The following is a 19,404-nucleotide window of genomic DNA, read 5'->3' as shown; positions in this document are numbered from 1 at the left end:
CCAAAGATGTTGATCGGGTACGTCGTCCTTTCTATGTTCGTAACGTACTTTTTCCCAAGCGTTATTATCGCTGTCAACGATGCATGAGGCACTTTTTCATATGTCCAGCATGGATATCGAAAGGTGTTACCATTTTTCACCGCCCGCCTAAAAAAGAACCTTCGTAAAACCTGCTGCTAGAGCATCCGCAGCCATGTCAAACAGAAAGACGGCCACACCGTTATGATTATTCCTATAGCTAGACATCAACAATAGGATGCAACTACCCCCATGATGCTACTGCTTAAATAACATCATTTCGCCTTTTACTCCTTAAAGTGCGAAAGCTGGCCGTCCTTTAGCCCCCCGCTCTATTGCCCTTTTGCTGTTTTGTGGTAGCTATATTTTCATATTTCTTGGAATAGCACAAAAATGGCATTATTAGACTTGCGAGCCCCTCTGACGGGTGAACGGCTTTACCTCAATGTTAATCAGCGGAAACGCTTCCTGGAGACAACGCGGCTTCAAGAGCCCAACATCAATTATTTTTGCAAGATTTTATGTAAATGATAGGATGTTCCATCGTCTATTTCTGTTATAAGAAGTCGGATTGATTGCATAGGGATTATTCTGCAAAGTAACACCTAACTACCGTTCATGCCTGTATCAACTATCTTATCATTTGTCCCTTCTTTAGACGTTAGAAGCTGTACTCTAATGTCATCAATCTTGAGGAATGCTATTGATTGCGTTATTAGTATAACACTTACTCTTTGATTTAAATGGTGGGTTTTACTGCTGATTTATTAAATACTACGAAGTTCCTCCATCATTTCAGCTAGAGAAATCGCTACGACATCTTTAGCAATCGGATAGCGTTCACGACCTGGATAAACCAGAAACCGTCTGGTCGCACCCATGTCTTCGCAGCCCAAATAAAATCCTTTAGAGAGTACGGGAGTCATAGAACGCTTAATTTCGATGGCATAAATCTGCTGCCGGTTGCGTTCAATAACCAAATCAATTTCAGCCCCTGCCGATGTCCGGTAAAACCAGGGTGTAGCACCGACCGGTAAACAGGATAACAGGTTTTCTACGACAAACCCTTCCCAACTCGCTCCTACCACCGGATGCCCTAAGAGGTCATCCATATCCGTCAGGTTCAATAACGCATGGGTAATGCCACTATCACGAATATAAACTTTAGGCGACTTAACTAGCCGTTTGCCCGCATTTCCAGACCAAGGACGCAGGTGACGGATCAATAACAAGTCTTCCAGTAATTCTAGGTAACGTTTGGTCGTGGGTATGGCAATGCCAAGATTTGCCCCTAGTTGGGCCATATTCAATTGAGCCCCTTGATTATGAGCTAGCATTGTCCACAAAAGCCGCAAAGTCATCGCCGGAATCCGAGGCCCTAATTGTGGTACGTCCCGTTCCAAGTAGGTACTGATAAAGTTGAGCCTCCAACGAAGACTAGCCGCATCGGTTTTGGATAAAAAACTGTCAGGAAATCCCCCACGCAACCAAAGTCGGTTTTGATCCCCCACATGAGAAGACCTGATTTCCGTCGCTGTCAAACCTGATAATTCTTTATAGGCGATACGACCCGCAAGAGATTCGGAAGATTGTTTTAATAGATCAAGTGAGGCCGACCCTAACATGAGAAATTGACCGGTTTTATATCCTTCTCGGCGGCGGCGATCAATAACACCCCGCAAAGTCGCAAACAGCTCCGGTACACGCTGGATTTCATCCAAAATAATGAGTTGGCCTTTATGCAATTCGAAATAGGCCTCGGGTTCCTGCAATTTGGCCAAATCCGTAGGGCTTTCCAGATCCAGATAGATGGGATTGGGGCTAATGGCCGTGGCAATGGTTTCAGCTAACGTCGTTTTACCCACTTGACGAGGGCCAAGAACGGCAACGGCCGGAAACTCTTCCAAGAGTTGAGCAATTTCAGTTTGAGCTTCACGAGTGATCATCCTTGCAATTATAACATATATTATTATAATTACAAGGATAATATATAATAAGTGAATTCAAATGCGGATGTCGCATCTTCATTTTGCTCCTAAGTGGTTGAATTTATTAATCGTGTAACGGTTTTTTCTGCAGAGTGCCCCCAACGATGCCCCCAATTACAGTTCCTGCCCGTATCAATGATCCTATCACTTAGCTCTGTGTTAAACAACTAGAAATACTCTGGTAGCTGTAACTGAATACCACCCATCTTTTTGGTCGATTCTTCACTACAAGTTGGAATCTCTTATAAATTCTATATATATTATCTAGAAACGTATAAGCAATACTTGTAGTTAGGTATCGCTTATAGTTTGTTCTAAAAATATTTTTCAAATGTACTTCTTGGTTATTTGATTGATAAAGACAAACCATGGTTACAGCCACACGTCTAATGATTTTTTAAAATATCTCCCCTTAACGCTGCTATTGCAAACGTAATTTAAATTATAGTGTAAGTCTTAAAAATAGAGGTCATATTTTTTATATTTATAAAAGTATTCACTATAATTGAGCCCAAATCCATAGACTTATTAGTATTAGATACCTTAAATATAAATATATCCTCATATCTGAACCGACCGACAATAATTATTTTATAAGCTGACAAAAGCAAAAAAATACAGAAAGCAAATCTTAGCTATTTTTATATTATCAGAGCTGATCATAAACGGGTAAAGAACATAACTCATTCGCCAAACAGAAATGCTTGGTTTATTAGTTGCCCTTGTAAAAATTACTTCGAAACCGTATTGCAACGTATTTTAATTCTTGTGTGCTTAGCTCTTAAAATTATTATTAAAGTTTACTTATAATAATATCTAATTTTAAACATTATACCAAGATGAATTGGGTAAAATTTTGGATTTTTATTGTAATTTATTTACATCACTCATCTGTTACTTTAGCCCAAAAGACACCCATAACTCACGACTTAGGACAGATGTGCGAGGGAAGAGTCTTTGAAATAGGTACATTAGATGAATTTTCATGCTTTCATATAACCATTGGTTCACGGAATTGTCCTAATACAGTAGCATATAAAGCAGAAGATAAGTCAGAAAATATAGAAGTGTCTGGTGCTACTCCTATAAGCCGTAGAATTTGGAAGACTTATACAAGTGATGGAATAAATTATATTAAAGTATGGCTGTATACTTTCAAAGCTGAGAAAACTACAGATATTAAAATCATTTGCAACAGTCCAGTTGACGTTGTCATTCCAGAAGGATGCATAACCGCAGAAAAAAGTCATGTAGACAAAAGAACTTATGCATATAAACTTGAAGTTGTTCCTAAGCCGCCTACTCCGTCGCTAAGTGTTGAAAAATATATTAGTCCCGGTGCAGTAAATTTCATCGCGTCTGGCTGTCCAACTGATAAAGAAGGATATGATTATCAATGGAACAATGTTTATTGCAAAGAACATGCTGGAAACAATTTCTTTATCGGTAATAAAGATGGTACCCTACCGGGGGCAGGTGGAACAAACTATCGTGTTTTGTGCAGTGCCCTTAATGGGACATGCGTCAGTGAGCCCTCTAAGTTTGAATCAGGGCTTTCATATGGGCCACCTGATTTATCACTAGTTGAATCTGAATACGTAGAACAGAATTAAAAAATTGAAAATATAAAGAAAAATTCTGATATAGATTATCACTATTATTCAGTAGAAAATGTTATTTGTGACGCTGAGAATGACCCTAACTGCACAATTCAAAATGTGTTTAATTTGATGTTAAGTGGAAATCAATTTATTGCAGCAGTTACTAGCGATATGAGAGAACTACCTGGCTTTAACAATATTAGGTATAGCTACGATAATACCTCAGCGGTCAAGTCATATCAAGTAGTTAATCTATCCGGTCCATCTATAAGATTTTTATTGGACGTTGGTGCTGAAACATGGGCAAAAAATATTCCTAATCCAATTATGACATACATAGACTATCCAACCTATTCAGTAATCAATTATACTCTTCCCGGTCACGTTTTATCACCAGGCAGAGTAATCCGCCAAGTAATACAAAGATGTAATAAAGTGTATATAGTTACGATTGGGGAAGGCAAAACCAAATATGGATATGCGAAGATAGATTTTTGCCCAAGCTGTCCAATACAAGGATTATTGACAGCAACAATAAATACGGTAGAAGGTAAAAGGCTATTCAATAATGTCGATGCTCGTGTTAAAAATGAATATATAAGAAAGTATCCATGAAAAATATATTTTCAATTCTTGCTTTAATAGCAATAATCATAGTACCGCTAAAAGTACAAGCCCAAATAGATATTAATAAATTGTACGGTAAACATTGGCGTACCAAAACATATGATATAGTTAAATCCCACAGTACAATTCCCATTTATTATCGCTATGAAGATAAAGGGGCTTTGGATTATGGAAGCACCACAACATTTTTTCACAACGATGGAAAAATAACAGGTTTTAACGCTGGGGGATGGCCTGCACCTGGGAGCTATAAGTTATTACCCAATAATCAGATATTTATTGAAGGAGATGAAAAGGCTTCCCAAATAACTAAACTAACTGATACTGAATTTAGTATTGAAATAACACAACCGTACACTACTACTCTTACAAATGAAACTTACAATATAACTACTAAAATCACTTATGAATCTTTTGATCCATGTACCTTATATGAAAGTTTGAGATCAGGCAATTGGGACGACCCAACTCTTTGGACATGCCAACAAGTTCCTAGTGTAAATACCAATGTACAAATTAACAAGAACCATAAAATTAAAGTTCCAAGTGGTTATACTGCTTATGCTAAAAATATAATATTGAAAGGTGAATTAGACTTACAGCAGAATGCTAACTTGATTAGTTCAAACAAGTGAATTAATTACACGAGCGCCAAGTATCACAAAAAGACGAAGTCTACATGTAAAATAAAAGTAATATAAATTTGTAATACTCTAATCCTCTCAGATTTGTTGCTCACGCTATCAATTGTTAGTCACGTGCATCTGGGACATATCCTTGGGTTTTCGCACCACTGGACACCTTGCATTCAGACTTGGCCGTTAAAGTTGATTCACAATCCAATAATGTATGTGATTTAATTAAATAGGGTTAGTGTTAACTACCTATAATATTTTACTTCTAATAATCTATTGAAAACTACGTATTCATGTTATTTAATGTGTATAAATGTAATCTTCCTTGATAGCATAATATAAAAGAAAAAGATAATCCGAATAGATACATGAAACTTTATAACTATATAATTAACAAATTTCATAGCTACACCACACAATAATTTAGTTATCTTTTTTGCGTTTCTGCAACTTTTAATAAAATTTTAATCCCTTTATTTGCTAACAAGAAAGCCTTCTACCATCGATTGGACCCGAAGCAGAAGGCTTTTGAGTTTAAATCTTATTCATTTAAACCTTTCACAAAAGTATGAAAACTTTTGCCAAATTTGGTATGCTCTGTCTTACAGGATCTATTATCCTGTCTAGTTGCCAAAAAGAAGATCAACCCATCATTACCTCGGAAAAAGATGTTGTCATTCATCTATCTCAAGAGATCAGTAAAGGCGGCAGAATTAGAAATGTCGAACAGCAAACGGCCGATTTGAAAGAAAAACTTCTAATTGAGATTTTGGAATTAAGTAAAGATGAAGTATTTAGACAAATCGTTCTTGAGCAATCTCTCAAGCAATCTCACGGTGACTATAATGTATATGTTAAGGATGCATTAGGTCTATATAAAGGAGATGCGACAAAGATCAAAACCATTTTAGGGCTTAATGAAAGTATCAAGTCTCTAAATGGCGGTTTAGAACAGATTATTTTTTATCCTCGTGCGGAGACAATTGAAGAACAAACCTCTCAATTTAAAGCAACTCCTATATCCCTTAGTGCTCCTGTTCTTGTATCGAAAGAAATTATCAATAAAGATTACACTTCTCCTGGACTTCGCTTATCATCAGCTCGTGAGCTAACATCAAATCAACAGGTAACTGAAGAATTTGCTTGGAGTAATGATGTATGGGTGGTAGGAGATGAAGAAAACGTATCTCCTCAAAATCAAATTCCCGCTGAGCAATTAGCAAAAGGTGGAAGATATCAAGGACAACCTGAGTATGCTGGTCTGATACAGGTTACTGACATGGGGGCGATCGAGCCTTGGGTAGATGGTAAATTTGAATTCAAAATATTTATTCGTAATTCTAGTGCTGGAGCTGTTTCAGAAAGGGCCTTTGGTTCATGGGCAAGGAAAAACTTCCAAGATCAAAAGTGGAAGGATTTTGGACATTTCATGGGCAATTGGAATACGTCGACCTTCGGCAACTGGACGTATGAAAAATGGATTGAAGAAGATGGAGGTGCCTCTGGTTCTGTGACAATCGCTCTTCCCCCACCTAGTGGACAAACAGGCCCTACTTATTCTGTAACTCTACCTTCTCATGAAAGAGATGATGATTTAGGACTGGCAACTATTCAGTTTACGGACTCAATTGACCAAGTGTACAACCTAAGTTATTGCAATATCAAACGTAAAAACTAAACGCTTGCAGGGGATAATGATTCATTATCCCCTGCTACTTTCACAGTATGAAAAAGTTATTACTTTTCTTTCTTCTGATCACTGCATCCAGAGGTGTTACTGGTCAAAGTTCTCTATGTAATCGAAGTCTCTCCATTGATCTTAATTACAGTAAACATGGTAGCGGTGATTTGCCAGGTGTTTTTATTAACACGGAATACAGTGAATTTTTTAAAAAGAAGTGGTCTTATAGCTTAGGTATAGGTTATAGCTTGCACGATGGTAATTATCCTCTCTTTTATTCGGATGATAGAGGCAATAATTATGACGGATCTTATAGATACACTACTGGAGGCATCCAGGTTGCAGGAAAGATAGGCTACAGCTTTGTAAGAACAGAGCGTAGCAACTTTATGGCAAAGCTTGGTGTATTGGGTCGATATGAGTCTTCATCATTCTATGATCAAATAGTAGTATTTTTTCCAGCAGCCACTCAGTTACCTTTTCCAGTTATGGTTCTTTATAATATGCATCCTCAAAGAACTATAAGCTTAGGAGGAATTTTGAGTGTTAATTATAATTACTCTATAACCTCTAAAGTTGCAGTAGGGATTAATGGTGCTATACAAACCGATACCAATGGGGACACTATCAGACAATATGGTTTGTCAATATTACGAACATTCTAATGTGTATACCACACTGTAGTAACGAGTTCAAATGTCTATTCCTGTTAAAACGAGCCAGTTTCTTGAGTTCCTATTTTCGTAGAGATGGGTATATACCTTCGCTGACGGATTGTTTAGCTAAATCACGTTCCTCAAGGGCTTTTGATAAAGTAATACCAATGGCTCATGATTAGCAGTTTGTCTTTTCCTAGAAAATAGTACCGCAGACGCCAAGCCCGTTTGCCCGTAGGCATCACATTCAGATACAAACCATTTGAATCAAGTCGATGAGGAATTCAAGTCGATTAAATAAGTGCCTGTTTAAAGATAAATTATTTATTTGATAACCTATACCCTAAAATGTAACATACCACATTAGACAAACAATAGTTGATATATACTTAAAATGAAGGCCATTTCTATTGGCAATAATCCAGAACGATAAAAGATGTAGTTGTTCTATAGTTCCGCTACATCTTACACTTTTCAAAGTTTTGGACAAATCTACGTTTTGCTTTTCTTTACCAGCTTTGCTATCCGTAGATCCAGTTAGTATGTTTGTTCTCTGATGCGTTCTTTTTTGTCGCATTGTATGTACCCCAAGAAACCTCTCGACCTGTTAGCGGATATATGGATACATACTCATACCAAAGCTGGCCATGGTAATTTCTTTCAATGTCGGCGTGCGTAAACTTTTGTAAATTGATTTCTGAACCATATTTCATTCGATACCCAAACTTGCACTTGCGAACCCATCAACGTCGATACGTCCATTATCAGACGAAGCCGAGAAGACAATCATCAACCGGTAGGCACCTAAAACCGGTATATTGAAGTCGTTTCGTAGCGTTTTCATGAAGGATGGATAGGTATTAGCAGATTTTTGCATAACAATTTCTGCACCTGGGAGCCTTGCAAAGGAAATCCCATCAATTGAATAATATACCCTAACGTAGATATTTAGATTGCCGGAAGGAATTGCTCCAGTAAAGCTGAAGAAGGTTGCAATATTTTTCAATACACCGTTAATTGGCATAATCACCGCATGATTGATATTGGTACCTTGTCTACTTACAATATCAATCGTTGGATTTCTAACGTCGATCTCGCCAACAGAATTGCTAAAGCCTATTATACTACCAAAGTGCTCCACGCCAGACCGCTCAGGAATCATTCTAATCGGGACTCCTGACGTAAATGCCACAATAGACATCGATTTAGCCGGAATTTCACCAATGCTAGACAATCTAACCCAAGTGTTATTTTGTCGCAAATAAAGGCCCGTTGGATTATCGGTTTGATAAACCAATAGACCATCGTTGGGATTTTGAATAGCTATTCTCTGGTTAGATGTCATCCTGGGAGGGAGAAACCCCTTGTTTGAAGACGTGACATCAAGCTGTGCACTAGGATGAGGCGTTGTCGTTCCAATACCAACTTGTGCCTTGGCAAAAACAACAACGAAAAGGAGCATTAATGATAGGGTGAATGAAACCGAATTTTTCATCTGAGGTGTTTAAGTACACTTGTTCAACAGTCTAGGTACCGATCATTACCAGACTAGTCGTTTTTATAAATGATAAAATCTTAGTCTTCTGAGATCAGTCTTGCCAGACTATTTTATCCTTTCGAACGTGAGAGGCAAAACCTGGAAGAAATAGCCGTTATCTATATTCCATACCCCAGTCCGTGCCATGAGCTCCATGGTATTCAACGGTTTGATTAGTTAGCAATTACATTAATAGTCGAAAGTCATTCAATACCTGCTTATGGGTAGAAAATGAGTGTAGTATATCGAATGAAGTAAGACATGAAGCTTTCATAAATTGAACTAACTACAAGAAAGGGTAGTTCTCTTAACCCATTTCAAAGACCGGCTAATTATATATTGATTGTCATAAATGTCTTTGAAGTATGCTTCTACTGTAATGGATGCTAACTGTTTACGCACTTCAGCAATTTGTCAGTCTTCTACCCGTGTTTCAAAAACGACAAGGTGAACATTAGGGAAGATGATTTTTTGAATGAATTTACCTACAGTGGTGCTGGTATAAAAACGAGCGTCCAGTTCTAGTGAACCAAGCTGTATTTTTCCTCTCAATCCGAAAATTCGTAGATATTCCGCTAATGATATCTTGTTATACGATTTATCATCTATCATAGAAATGCACATTGTCTTATAGTAAATCTATATTAATTATTTTAACAATTTTACTTGTATTTATACAATATCTACAAGCTAACTAATACTTGGAATGAATACTGGCAATTATTTCTAATGCTTTGATTCCTGGAACGAAAAAGTATGCTCCACCTCTGATAAATACAAATTGAGGTATGTCTTTTAGCGACTTCCGAAAAGGTTGACTTTGAATAGTAAACTGGCAAGGAACATATTTCCCTTTAGTAAAAGAAACGCCTGTAATAGGATCAACGTCATTATACAAGTCATCAAACTTACCATTGTTTGACCATGTCTGTTGTATAAATTCGAATTGCCGCCCAATATTTGAATTAAAACAAATAAAATACAATCCTCTGTCTATTTCCTTATTGTTTTTACCTAAATTCAGGCTTTCAGATAAAGGTGTTCCGAAAGTACGGCCTCTTCTTAGAATACGATGTCGTTTTGAAACCTGAATTGATTTATCAGGATCTGAGTCTATTCCATCCCTAGGATTAGTTTTTCTTACATGTGAACCGATTGGACAGCCAAAGCCAAATTGATCTTGGGACTTATACAGAAAATTATTAATCTTATCATTGGGCAATACTTCTCCCTCTTCTTCAGGATTATCAGTCAAAGAATTCCCATTCGGCCAACGACCCATTAGTTTCGAAGCTATATAAATAGCATCCTTATCCTTGAAAGAAGGATTTGATTGTTTTTGATTATATATATATTCCCAAAATGTCTTAACATCTTGGTTCATTTGTCGAAAAACCATATAACTTCCATTCAATCCTATATTTAATTTATCGCCAATTACGTTCGTAATTGTAGGGTAAGAAGGTACCTGACCATACTCATTTTCGTACCCCAATATGAATTCTCCAGGATTAATATAATTATCCATTACAACCTTTTTATCCTGTAGCAACGTAGATGCTTTTTGAAGTGAAAGTTCTTCTTCTTTTTCTAATCCTCTAATGAGTGGTTGAGATACTCCGTCTCTAAAACCAAAATGCTCCTTCCCACTAGGCAATATCTGACTATTCAATCTAATCACTTCTTGAATATTATAGATTTCAAAATCATCCACAATATTTCTATAATTACGTTCAAGTATCTCCACGTTTTCAGCAAAAAACATCAATACTCCTCCTATAGATTCATTATTTTGTCCCCAATTCCATTTGACAGGGTCATTAGTATCCAAATCACCTAAAATTCTGCTCCTTTCAGGGGTCACCATTCCTTCTAGAAATTCTCTAGAGAATGGTTCTACATATTGATCATCCGAAATGAAATGAGATACACCTTTAGAGGTAAATGCAATCTGGAGAGCGAATTGAGGTTTAATTGAGGCTGGTGTAATTCTATTAATTATAGATTTCAACCATTTACAACTTTTCTTAACATCAGCAAAATCTATCATTACATAGCATGCTTCAGCAAGGTCTTTATAAGACCGAATTACTATTCCCTGTATATCAGCATGATCAATTGTAGGGGTGCTCATAATCATAAAGTTGCTTTATTAATAATATAATTTCGGGCTACAGTAAGTTGAACCACTCTACTAATTCTTGGTCACTCATTGATTTGTAGATCCCTAATGCAATGGACCGATTGCGTAGAATATTTTTAACTGTTAAATCACGATAACCGCTAAACCATACTTGCGTGGGAATTTGATATTTACGGGTCCATGTCTTAAACCTTTCCTCATCCTCTGCTCCTTTCATTACTAGCCATTTAGTCTTGGGAAATTCATTAGTATTACTCCAAGCTAGTGTCAAACCCAAAGCAGCTCTATCTACAAAGTCCCCCAAATAATTTTCCCAGCTACCGTCAAAATTGCTAAAGAACAAAAGTCTTTCATCTGAATCTATCATTATCCATCTAGCAAAATGAATAGTAGCAATATCTCCTAGGCGTCCTTTATTAAAAGTATAAGTAGCTAATTTGTTTAATGTCCATAATGCTATTTTCTGTAGGAACTTTCTAAATATTCCAGGCCTTAAATCAACGAGATGAGTAAGTTGATTTTGAACAATTCTATCTTCACTAGCAGTAAGATCTTTTATTTTATCATAAAACGATGAATCAATTTTATCAGAGATTGAATCTGCATTAAATTCTATAAATCTCAAATAAAGTGCTATTAATAATAAATTGACTAATGTAATTAATAAAATCCAAAATGAAAAAAAATACGAAAGAAACGATACTATTATAATGAATAATAATAAAGGTAATGCAATATATCTAAAAATAACTCCTCCAAAAGATATGTACTTTAATCGAATATCAATAGGCGGTTTCCAAGTGGGAAACATTTCTAAAATATGTTTATCCAGATTAGACTTAATCTGATTTAATGGAGTTTTATCAAAAATGTTTTTATCTAAATATTTTTGAATTTCAGATCTAATTGCATCCTCATCTTTAATTTGTTTTACGGCAAAACCTCTATGACCTCTATAAAATGTATTGATATCAACTTTAAACCTAATCATGAACTCTTTTATAGTCTCTATAGATTCACCATCTCTTCTAGAACTATCAAATTCTCTACAACATGAAAAAATTTGATAAAATCCTAATAACGCGTTCGATAAACTAATTTGTTTAAGATGATCATCTAAGCCAATATCACAGTTACAGGAATAAACTAACTGATCGGGTATAACTTTGCCATTTTTATTTGTGTATGATGTTAATATAACAAACCTAGCAAAATGTAATCCTTCAATATTTACAAATGGCAATATTGAATCATTTTGGTCTATATTTGCCTGGATTTTTGATAGTAGCACTCTTAAGTCGGCAAGTTTATTCTCATCTATAGGTGCTATCACCGAAAGTGCATATTGATCAATGAACAAATTTTTATCTACTAGTGAGTTCATATATAAGTAATATAATTTTACAGCAATATATTATAGTGAACAAAAAATAAAATTTATTTTTTTATATACCTATAAATGGGTATATAAAATATATTTCAGCTTTTATATACTTGCTACCGCTAGTCTAAATAGATATTTACAATGAATTATTCTATAATTTAGAATAGCACTTTTCTATTTCACGACTATAATTAAGGAATTTAATAATTTAAAAGAGTCATATTTTAGAAAACTAGACTTTAGTAATCTGTATAAGTTTTTTACATCAGTAGGTGTACTGCTACGCCGTCTATGGTAAAGGAACTGTGTTTCGACAACCTTTAGGTTAAAATAACAATTTTCTTATGGTTGATAAACGTGCTTTTATCAACCATAAGAAACTGTTATCATATATACGGACAAAAACTGCCCATTACAGTTTCCAAATAGGTCTTGCCATAACAGCATGAGTTACTTTTTCTTAGGCATGGCTTACAAATAGAGCTAATAAAACATAGCTAACAACACCACGCCTAAAATCAAAACCGTTGCGACTTCTGATATTGACTCTTACAGTTTTTTCAATTCATGTTTACACATCAATCCTCCATTCCACGCTTACAAGCCGCTCCTTTAGCTTAATTAGTGTCTTTTTGATCACTTGCTCATCAGGGAATAGACCAAATACCAGGCTCTTAAATGACCCTAAATAGGACGCCCGGAGTTCGGGCAGTACTTACTCCAAGTCGGAAAAATCAAAGCCTTGACGGAGGTATGGGCTAACCAATTCTTATTGTTTCTAAAACTAACGGTGTCATCTTGAGCGGCTCTATGAAGCATTTCATCAAATTCATTTGACTCGAAAAAATCATTTAAGTCCTGCTGCTGTAAAAGTTGATTAAGATCATACACGTGACGTGTTTTGTTACGAAGATATGGAATGGGGCTTTCGCTGTAGGAAAAGCGAACCAGACTCATAATTTTCCCGCACAGCGTCCGAGTAGGACGCTAGCAGAGATACCTCGAAAGGTAGTAAGTCATACTCTCTAGCCAGAGTTTCTTGTCTCTTAGCCTGCATCATTTGATAAACGAATGAACTCACTTGTCCTTTGATGAGTGGCTCTCAGGAGCTCAACCAACTGGATTCAATGATAATCATATGCCGCACTTGCCCAAATTTATCGCTAAAGGCCTTCGAATAGGAATGAGCCGTTTTACGGATCATCCCTTTTTTGTTGGTAATGCCTTCAATTTCTATTTCGGGTAAGAGCTCTGCTACCGCACTACTGATACGTTTCAAACGTTCTTTAAGTTGATTGGCAGAAAGTAAGCCCTCTTTTAATAAAACCAGATCAATATCCTCTGAAAAGCGGTTGATGAACGAAAAGCATTAGGAAAGAGCCATTCCGCCTTTAAAAACCGTAAACTCAGCAAGCGAGCTTTTAAAAATACGGCTCAGCGCCAATGTGACCCAGTAATCTTTTTCTACATAGATTTTAGGTAAGTTAAATTGCTGAGCCATGATGGCAATGGCATCCCTAAAAACAGCCGGGTTTTCGTGCAGTTTCATTGGATATTCCACTGAGAGGCGGTAGATAAAATGTTATCGTCAAGACCCAATTTGTACGTAGTCAAGGGATTGAGACTATTTTTTAATACTTGCGTTCCTTCGATTAAGGCTAATTCCCAAAGCAAGGCTCCTAGTAGGGCTCTTACTCTGGCCGGGTACGCCAATGCATAGTCTACCAATGTTTTGCGTTGAGGGGCCAATGCCTTGATCCGATTCTTCAATAGCGTCAAGGCTGCTGGTAAATTGATATCTGGAATCTGTCTGATATCTTTTAGCGCATCTAAAAATCCTAAGAGCTGGTAATTTTCCTCGGTAACGTCCACGTAGCTTTTGACAGCCGTTGCCCGAATGGCTCCTGTGTGGATAAAGATTCTACGATCCCTAGTGGCAATTTTGATAATGGCGGGCAGCTGGATGGTGAGCCCAAGTTGATTATAGAGATAATCCCCCGTAATATAAGCGGTTCGCTTTCCATTTTGATAGAGGTAAGGTTTTAACAGTTGTTCTTCATCCGGCTTTTTCTCGCCAAAAAGGGTTTGCTTAGGTTTATAGAACCGACCTTTGGATAGCTTTTTAATCACCCCTTTTCGTTGCAGGCGTTCCAGGGCTTTGGCGGCCGTTTGATATTGCTCTTTAGCTAAGTCAAGCTGTTCGTAGCCGAAGCTAACGTCTTCGGCGAGAGTAGGATCGAAAGAGGCGTTACGAAGGCTGTATTTCGTTGAATATGTGCCTTAAAAACCATTTAAGGTCGCGATTGATTGAAGACCTATTATCATAGATATCCCGAAACCGTGCTTCCACGGTGATTAGTGCTAACTGCTCTCGAACTTCATTGATTTTATCTTCATACACTCGGGTTTCAAAAACAATGAGCTGAGCATTCGGTAAGATGATTTTCTGAACGGAGTCACCGACACTGATACTGGTATAAGAACGAGCGTCCAATTCCAGACAATCTTTGATCGCCTCATAGGTCTTCCCATTCTTGTAAAAACGAAGTTCATCCAGGATCATTGGGCCCAAGCCATTATTGCTGATCCAAACAGCCATGTGACCTTTGCGATCTTCTAAATCAATCTGACCAAAAGGTCTTACGGATTTTTCGTTGTGACTTCGTTGAAGGTAAAGCTGGTAAAATGTAGCAAACAAGGCCAGCAATGAAATAACGATGGTTAGATCTAAAGACATGTTCTCTTACATCCTTGATTATAGGTGTAAGAGAACAGTAGCGTAGAAAGGGTTAAAGCATCTTGAAGTCCTGAAGATTTTTAAACCGTTCCTGAGCCTGAAGGTCGTAAATTAGGGGAATAATCCGGTGGTAGAGACTGCACTGCGGATCTTTGTCTTTTACCCGATATACCGGGCACCCACTCGTGCACACCGAGCGATAGCGGCAGGTTCTGCAATCCGCTGAGCGTTTTTCTTCTTCATGGCTGCCCTGCTCAATCATCTCGACTAAATCCAGCTCTGTATCAAAGATAGAGTGGGCGGTCTTAGAAGCGTCGCCAAGCTGTACATGGCAGTAATGTAATGTCCCATCCACGTTAATGGCTCCACCCGAAAAGCCAGAAGCACAGGTTTGAAAACCCAGCTCCGTGGGCTTTAGATCACAAAACTGGTGACGGCCACTAAACGACCATCTCTGCCCGATGGCCTGCTTCATCACGGCATAGGAAGCCAGTAGTTTCTCTTCCAGCTTGTCAGCGTCAATGGCTTCTCCCTTTACAATCGAGTAGCGAAAAGGAATGTCCAGATCAATTAGATACTGGGTTAGGTCTGGTAGTCCGTCTAGATTCTGATTATTGACTACCGTGTTGATCGATACCGGAATCTGCTCGGCAAGTAACCGTTTTAGATTTCGATTGACGAGATCAAAGGTGCCCGTCCCTTGCTTAAACGGACGGCTAATGTCCTGATAAGCCTTTACACCATCGAGCGAAACGCCAAAGCTAATACGGTGAGCTTTGGCGAAGCCGATGATATCCTCGGTTAGAATTGTGAGGTTTGTAAGAAAGGAAACCTCAAACTGACAGCCATAGGGAGCAAGCCGTTTTCGCAGGTCGGGAATAAAGGCTTTCCAGGATTTGAACTGGGTCAAGGGTTCTCCGCCCGCGAGGCGAAACCTTACCTGTCTGAGTTTTCGAGCTTTGACCGTTTCTACGACTTTTTCAAGCAATTGATTTCGGGTCGCTTCATCCATCCCATCTGGATTGTGCAAGGTTGGAATGTAGCAGTAGCTACAGCCGAGATTGCAACGGTTGGTGGTATGAATCCAGAAATTCAGGGACTTAGGTGATGGAGGTTTAACAGGCTGCGAAAAAACCTGATCCGTTCGAACGATTTCCGTTTGGGCCAACAGAAAGAGTAGTTCTTCCAGGATCTTTAAAGAAAGCCCCGTTTTTTCGGCGATGGCAGCCACGGAGGTCTTACCATCAATAGCAGATAAGACCTCGGTTTGAACGGCAGAGAGAATACGCAGTGAACGCGGAAAGGAGCAGTTCACTGCGTAGAAGTAGCCCTTGTCAAGCGGTCTAAGCAGCAAGTGCGGGGAGCGAGCAGGAATCAGATTCTTCATGATCCTCAGAGGGATGAGATGGATAATAGCCCGAGCAGTCACAATCGGCATGGACTAAAGAGGTAGGCACGGCATTTGGACCCATCGCCTTTTCCAGGCAGGCTACATCATCAAAAAGGGCGGAGATCTCAGCTTTTGCGTTCATAAACAATTTATATAGAAAGGTGAGATTATTTATTTAATCGATGTAATAAGGCGAAAACGGTACTGGCGTGCCATTGAGCGTTGCCACGGAAGGTAGGAACGCCTTGTAGATTGAGTTCATCGGCGATCCCCCGCAAAGTGCTAATGCCTCGACTCCTGAGTTTTTGAATCAGTGGGAAAATCTGCCGGGCAAAAGCATTAGCTGCCTGCTTGTTCTGTTTAGCTAGTCGCTTGCCATTTTTTCCCAGCACGACACCTCGTTTGCGAGCGGCGGCCAATGCACCTTTGGTAGTTTCACTAATTCGCTGGCGTTGTTCTTCAGCGACTGCCGCCAGAATATGAATGGTAAACCGGGTCGCATGCGGGTTATCGGTTACAATGATTTCTACCTCTGACTTGATGAGCCGAGCTATCTTCTCTACGTCACGACCCAACCGGTCAAGCCGGGCTACCATCAGTGAAGCATTCATTGATTTACATTGTTCTAAAGCCTCGAGTAACCGGCTTTGCTGTTTACGAGTGGATTTGATCTCAATCACTTCGTCGAGCAAATCATAATCATGAAATTGGCAGTAACTGGCAACCGCTGATTGCTGAGCTTCCAAGCCCAGTCCACTACGACCCTGCCGCTGGGTGGATACGCGGTAGTAAGCAATGGCCTCTTTCACGGCTAGTTACTTACCCTTCTGTTCAGTAGTAAACGATGGTTTATATTTGAACAGGATTTGTTTAAAGAGAAGTTATTTTGGCAGAGGATGTACCTTGATTCACAATTACTTATTGAAAAAGAGGACCACTAAAAATAATTACTCTTTGTTTGTAAGTAAACCATGGTTTACTTACAAACAAAGAGTAGAAAAGTTTTATAGCAATCTTTTTATTTTTCAGGAATCAACAATCTGATTATCAAGCTTCTAGTAATTGATTTATCCAGGGATGTTCAGCAGAACGCTGACCTCTTAATAAATATTTCATTTCTCCACTATAAGGAGCATCTGAAACTATTCTTCTTTTGATGCGTTTAGCAACGCTCATAAAATCGGGCTTCTTCGTACCATCTATTTGAGCTACATCGAAACGAATTTTTGCTTCTAATATATCTGATATCAAACCTGCGGCGGCTGTATGCCTTAAAATATTGGTAGCGTCTCTATCTAAGTGATAGACTTCAATAGAGACTTGCGCTCTTTTTTCTTGTAAAGGATCAGTACTTGCAGCACACGGCTCACCATTTTCTTGTTTACATCCAATGAGTTCACAGTCTTCAATCTCACAAGGATCAAGTAATAGTGGATGTTCTAGTAAAATAGATCCTTGAACATAAACACGCGTATTTTCGTCAATTAAAGGGAATCTATCTGCTTTGCCTCCAGAAGTACCGTAGACTACATCTACTCTTCTACTATTACAAAATGTGCATGATAGTCGAAAATTACTTTTATCAAAGGCTAACCATCGATAACCATTATGAGCCTTTGCTGCATCACTGACTGAGTTTTTAGGTCTAAAATGATCTACTGCATTATCGGATCTATCTATATTAGATTCACAGTACCAACATTTAAAACTTGATAAATCGTACATACCATCTTTTAGCTCTCGCCATACACTTGAATAATCATTAGGATCTGCACCAGCCGCTACAGCTAATTTAGCTGTTTGAGCTCTATCAAACCATCCACTTGGAACACGGAGTTTATCTAAATCGATATATCTCATTTTAAATATCGTCATTTTCAGACATTAGCTGATCTATTAGTTCTTGAGCAAATTCTTCTCTTTCTGCCCTACTTAACGAAACAACATTTTCAGCAAGAACAGTTGAATCTTGAGATTTAAAACGATTCGAAAGAACACTATTCCTCAATCTTAGATAACGAGAATATTCATCATCTGGATGAAAAAATCTAAAACCAAGTTTATTTAAATCTGAATTCAAAGAATCCAGTTTGAGCTGTTCATCTTCTGAAAGATCCTTTTTAGATCCTAAAATTCTTTGCTTCTCAAGCTTTATCTGAGTTGGTTGATCTAAAGATGAAGCAATTCCAAACATATCACTAGTAACTATCGCAGCATACCCCATTCCTCTAGGATCCGTCTCTGGATAAATAGCAACTATCTTACGAGCTTTATCAGAATCCTTAAGTTGAAGAACCTGAACTTGTTCTTTTACTAGTTCTGCAATAGCTAAAGGGTTATGAGTAGTAAGCAATATATGGCTTGTTACACCAGTGTCTTTAGAAGATGATATAGTATTTTTCAAATAACTTAAATAATCGACGCTCCATCTAGGATTTAAATGAGTATCTGGTTCGTCTAAAAGGAATAGACTTTCATCTTCAGCTGTGAATTTAAGGAGTCCCAGAACTGTTAATAATTGTTGTTCTCCCTCACTTAATTCTTTGAAGGTAACAGCTCCATCGCTTTTCTTTAGCTTAACTCTGATTCTAACTTCTTCAATCAATTGAGATACATATGTACTTTCAAGATCACGGAAAAAATCAGCCGGTGCTTGATCTGCAACTAAACGTCTTAAGGAATCTATATCTTTAATATATAGATATTTAAATTGTAATGTCTCTTTATTCCATAAAGAAACTGGTACTCTACGTTCAGTTTCAATTGGAGCAATTGCAATATCATATAACCTAGATAAGAACTCACTTACAATACCCTTTGCTCCCCAAAAACGCGGATCGCCGTCAGGTTGAGCTTTCCAAGGTGGTTGGCGTAATACAAATAAAACTGACTCAAGGCCATTTTCTGGATTAAGGCCTAAGTTGTCTTTGATAAAATCCTTAATTTCGTTATGCTGACCTATTAAAAATGCTAGCAAAACAAATTGACTATGAACAGGTAGTGCATA

The 19,404-nt window shown here is 37.9% G+C and carries 17 protein-coding genes and 1 pseudogene; 5 read left to right on the top strand and 13 right to left on the bottom strand.

Translation table 11 applies throughout. The features are described 5' to 3' along the window. Window positions 1-785: 785 nt before the first annotated feature. Window positions 786-1,964, bottom strand: a complete 1,179-nt coding sequence (locus tag BWI96_RS10435) for an ATP-binding protein (protein WP_106636581.1) — start codon at window positions 1,962-1,964, stop codon at window positions 786-788. 881 nt (window positions 1,965-2,845) lie between these two features. Between BWI96_RS10435 and BWI96_RS10430 the strand changes: the two genes are divergently transcribed. From BWI96_RS10430 to BWI96_RS10410, 5 genes are all read left to right on the top strand, one after another. Next, window positions 2,846-3,619 carry a hypothetical protein gene (locus tag BWI96_RS10430; protein ID WP_106636580.1) on the top strand — a complete coding sequence of 258 codons (774 nt, stop codon included), beginning with the start codon at window positions 2,846-2,848 and terminating at the stop codon, window positions 3,617-3,619. A gap of 114 nt (window positions 3,620-3,733) precedes the next feature. Next, window positions 3,734-4,222 (top strand): hypothetical protein, encoded by a 489-nt coding sequence (locus tag BWI96_RS10425; protein WP_157830303.1) that lies wholly within the window; start codon window positions 3,734-3,736, stop codon window positions 4,220-4,222. After that, window positions 4,219-4,869, top strand: a complete 651-nt coding sequence (locus BWI96_RS10420) for a hypothetical protein (RefSeq protein ID WP_106636578.1) — start codon at window positions 4,219-4,221, stop codon at window positions 4,867-4,869. Before BWI96_RS10425 ends, BWI96_RS10420 begins: the two co-directional genes overlap by 4 nt. A gap of 568 nt (window positions 4,870-5,437) precedes the next feature. Next, complete coding sequence (locus tag BWI96_RS10415; protein ID WP_106636577.1) at window positions 5,438-6,547, top strand: hypothetical protein; 1,110 nt, start codon at window positions 5,438-5,440, stop codon at window positions 6,545-6,547. 47 nt (window positions 6,548-6,594) lie between these two features. Beyond that, window positions 6,595-7,215, top strand: coding sequence for a hypothetical protein (locus tag BWI96_RS10410; protein ID WP_106636576.1), 621 nt, complete (start codon window positions 6,595-6,597; stop codon window positions 7,213-7,215). A 700-nt stretch (window positions 7,216-7,915) separates the two neighbouring features. On the opposite strand, the gene BWI96_RS10405 is transcribed toward BWI96_RS10410, so the two are convergent. The 12 genes and pseudogenes from BWI96_RS10405 to BWI96_RS10355 form a co-directional block, all read right to left on the bottom strand. Next, complete coding sequence (locus BWI96_RS10405; RefSeq protein WP_157830302.1) at window positions 7,916-8,701, bottom strand: hypothetical protein; 786 nt, start codon at window positions 8,699-8,701, stop codon at window positions 7,916-7,918. Between the two features lie 736 nt (window positions 8,702-9,437). Continuing rightward, on the bottom strand, window positions 9,438-10,877 hold the full coding sequence (locus tag BWI96_RS10395) for a Dyp-type peroxidase (protein ID WP_157830301.1): 1,440 nt from the start codon (window positions 10,875-10,877) through the stop codon (window positions 9,438-9,440). 37 nt (window positions 10,878-10,914) lie between these two features. Next, window positions 10,915-12,270 carry a hypothetical protein gene (locus BWI96_RS10390; RefSeq protein WP_106636572.1) on the bottom strand — a complete coding sequence of 452 codons (1,356 nt, stop codon included), beginning with the start codon at window positions 12,268-12,270 and terminating at the stop codon, window positions 10,915-10,917. A 684-nt stretch (window positions 12,271-12,954) separates the two neighbouring features. Continuing rightward, window positions 12,955-13,227 (bottom strand): hypothetical protein, encoded by a 273-nt coding sequence (locus BWI96_RS22890; protein ID WP_255400687.1) that lies wholly within the window; start codon window positions 13,225-13,227, stop codon window positions 12,955-12,957. A gap of 145 nt (window positions 13,228-13,372) precedes the next feature. Then, window positions 13,373-13,627 (bottom strand): nucleotidyl transferase AbiEii/AbiGii toxin family protein, encoded by a 255-nt coding sequence (locus BWI96_RS22885; RefSeq protein ID WP_255400690.1) that lies wholly within the window; start codon window positions 13,625-13,627, stop codon window positions 13,373-13,375. A gap of 12 nt (window positions 13,628-13,639) precedes the next feature. Then, window positions 13,640-13,819, bottom strand: coding sequence for a hypothetical protein (locus BWI96_RS22360; protein WP_232793677.1), 180 nt, complete (start codon window positions 13,817-13,819; stop codon window positions 13,640-13,642). Continuing rightward, window positions 13,816-14,430 (bottom strand): annotated as a pseudogene (locus tag BWI96_RS10380) (DUF6088 family protein); the annotation flags it as partial. The gene BWI96_RS22360 and the pseudogene BWI96_RS10380, both read right to left, overlap by 4 nt. 88 nt (window positions 14,431-14,518) lie before the next feature. Then, a complete protein-coding gene (locus BWI96_RS10375) occupies window positions 14,519-15,007 on the bottom strand; it encodes a hypothetical protein (RefSeq protein WP_106636571.1) in 489 nt (162 codons plus the stop codon). Between the two features lie 52 nt (window positions 15,008-15,059). Beyond that, window positions 15,060-16,394, bottom strand: a complete 1,335-nt coding sequence (locus BWI96_RS10370; RefSeq protein WP_232793676.1) for a radical SAM protein — start codon at window positions 16,392-16,394, stop codon at window positions 15,060-15,062. A gap of 170 nt (window positions 16,395-16,564) precedes the next feature. Next, window positions 16,565-17,206, bottom strand: coding sequence for a recombinase family protein (locus BWI96_RS10365; protein WP_106636570.1), 642 nt, complete (start codon window positions 17,204-17,206; stop codon window positions 16,565-16,567). A 238-nt stretch (window positions 17,207-17,444) separates the two neighbouring features. Then, window positions 17,445-18,257 carry a hypothetical protein gene (locus BWI96_RS10360; protein ID WP_106636569.1) on the bottom strand — a complete coding sequence of 271 codons (813 nt, stop codon included), beginning with the start codon at window positions 18,255-18,257 and terminating at the stop codon, window positions 17,445-17,447. 1 nt (window position 18,258) lies between these two features. Next, window positions 18,259-19,374: an AAA family ATPase gene (locus BWI96_RS10355; protein ID WP_198555227.1), complete on the bottom strand. Its 1,116-nt coding sequence runs from the start codon at window positions 19,372-19,374 to the stop codon at window positions 18,259-18,261. Between the last annotated feature and the right edge of the window lie 30 nt (window positions 19,375-19,404).

It is taken from the genome of Siphonobacter sp. SORGH_AS_0500 (assembly GCF_002838835.1).
In the GTDB taxonomy this organism is placed as follows: domain Bacteria; phylum Bacteroidota; class Bacteroidia; order Cytophagales; family Spirosomataceae; genus Siphonobacter.
The sequence above is the reverse complement of the archived record's forward strand: the minus strand, read 5'-3'. Positions and strand labels throughout refer to the sequence as shown.

Coding starts and splice junctions, on each gene's coding strand:
- BWI96_RS10375 (WP_106636571.1), bottom strand. CDS start 15,007: ATGTCTTTAGATCTAACCATCGTTATTTCATTGCTGGCCTTGTTTGCT.
- BWI96_RS10410 (WP_106636576.1), top strand. CDS start 6,595: ATGAAAAAGTTATTACTTTTCTTTCTTCTGATCACTGCATCCAGAGGT.
- BWI96_RS10370 (WP_232793676.1), bottom strand. CDS start 16,394: ATGAAGAATCTGATTCCTGCTCGCTCCCCGCACTTGCTGCTTAGACCG.
- BWI96_RS10415 (WP_106636577.1), top strand. CDS start 5,438: ATGAAAACTTTTGCCAAATTTGGTATGCTCTGTCTTACAGGATCTATT.
- BWI96_RS22890 (WP_255400687.1), bottom strand. CDS start 13,227: ATGAGTCTGGTTCGCTTTTCCTACAGCGAAAGCCCCATTCCATATCTT.
- BWI96_RS10420 (WP_106636578.1), top strand. CDS start 4,219: ATGAAAAATATATTTTCAATTCTTGCTTTAATAGCAATAATCATAGTA.
- BWI96_RS10390 (WP_106636572.1), bottom strand. CDS start 12,270: ATGAACTCACTAGTAGATAAAAATTTGTTCATTGATCAATATGCACTT.
- BWI96_RS22360 (WP_232793677.1), bottom strand. CDS start 13,819: ATGAAACTGCACGAAAACCCGGCTGTTTTTAGGGATGCCATTGCCATC.
- BWI96_RS10395 (WP_157830301.1), bottom strand. CDS start 10,877: ATGAGCACCCCTACAATTGATCATGCTGATATACAGGGAATAGTAATT.
- BWI96_RS10430 (WP_106636580.1), top strand. CDS start 2,846: ATGAATTGGGTAAAATTTTGGATTTTTATTGTAATTTATTTACATCAC.
- BWI96_RS10360 (WP_106636569.1), bottom strand. CDS start 18,257: ATGAGATATATCGATTTAGATAAACTCCGTGTTCCAAGTGGATGGTTT.
- BWI96_RS10435 (WP_106636581.1), bottom strand. CDS start 1,964: ATGATCACTCGTGAAGCTCAAACTGAAATTGCTCAACTCTTGGAAGAG.
- BWI96_RS10405 (WP_157830302.1), bottom strand. CDS start 8,701: ATGAAAAATTCGGTTTCATTCACCCTATCATTAATGCTCCTTTTCGTT.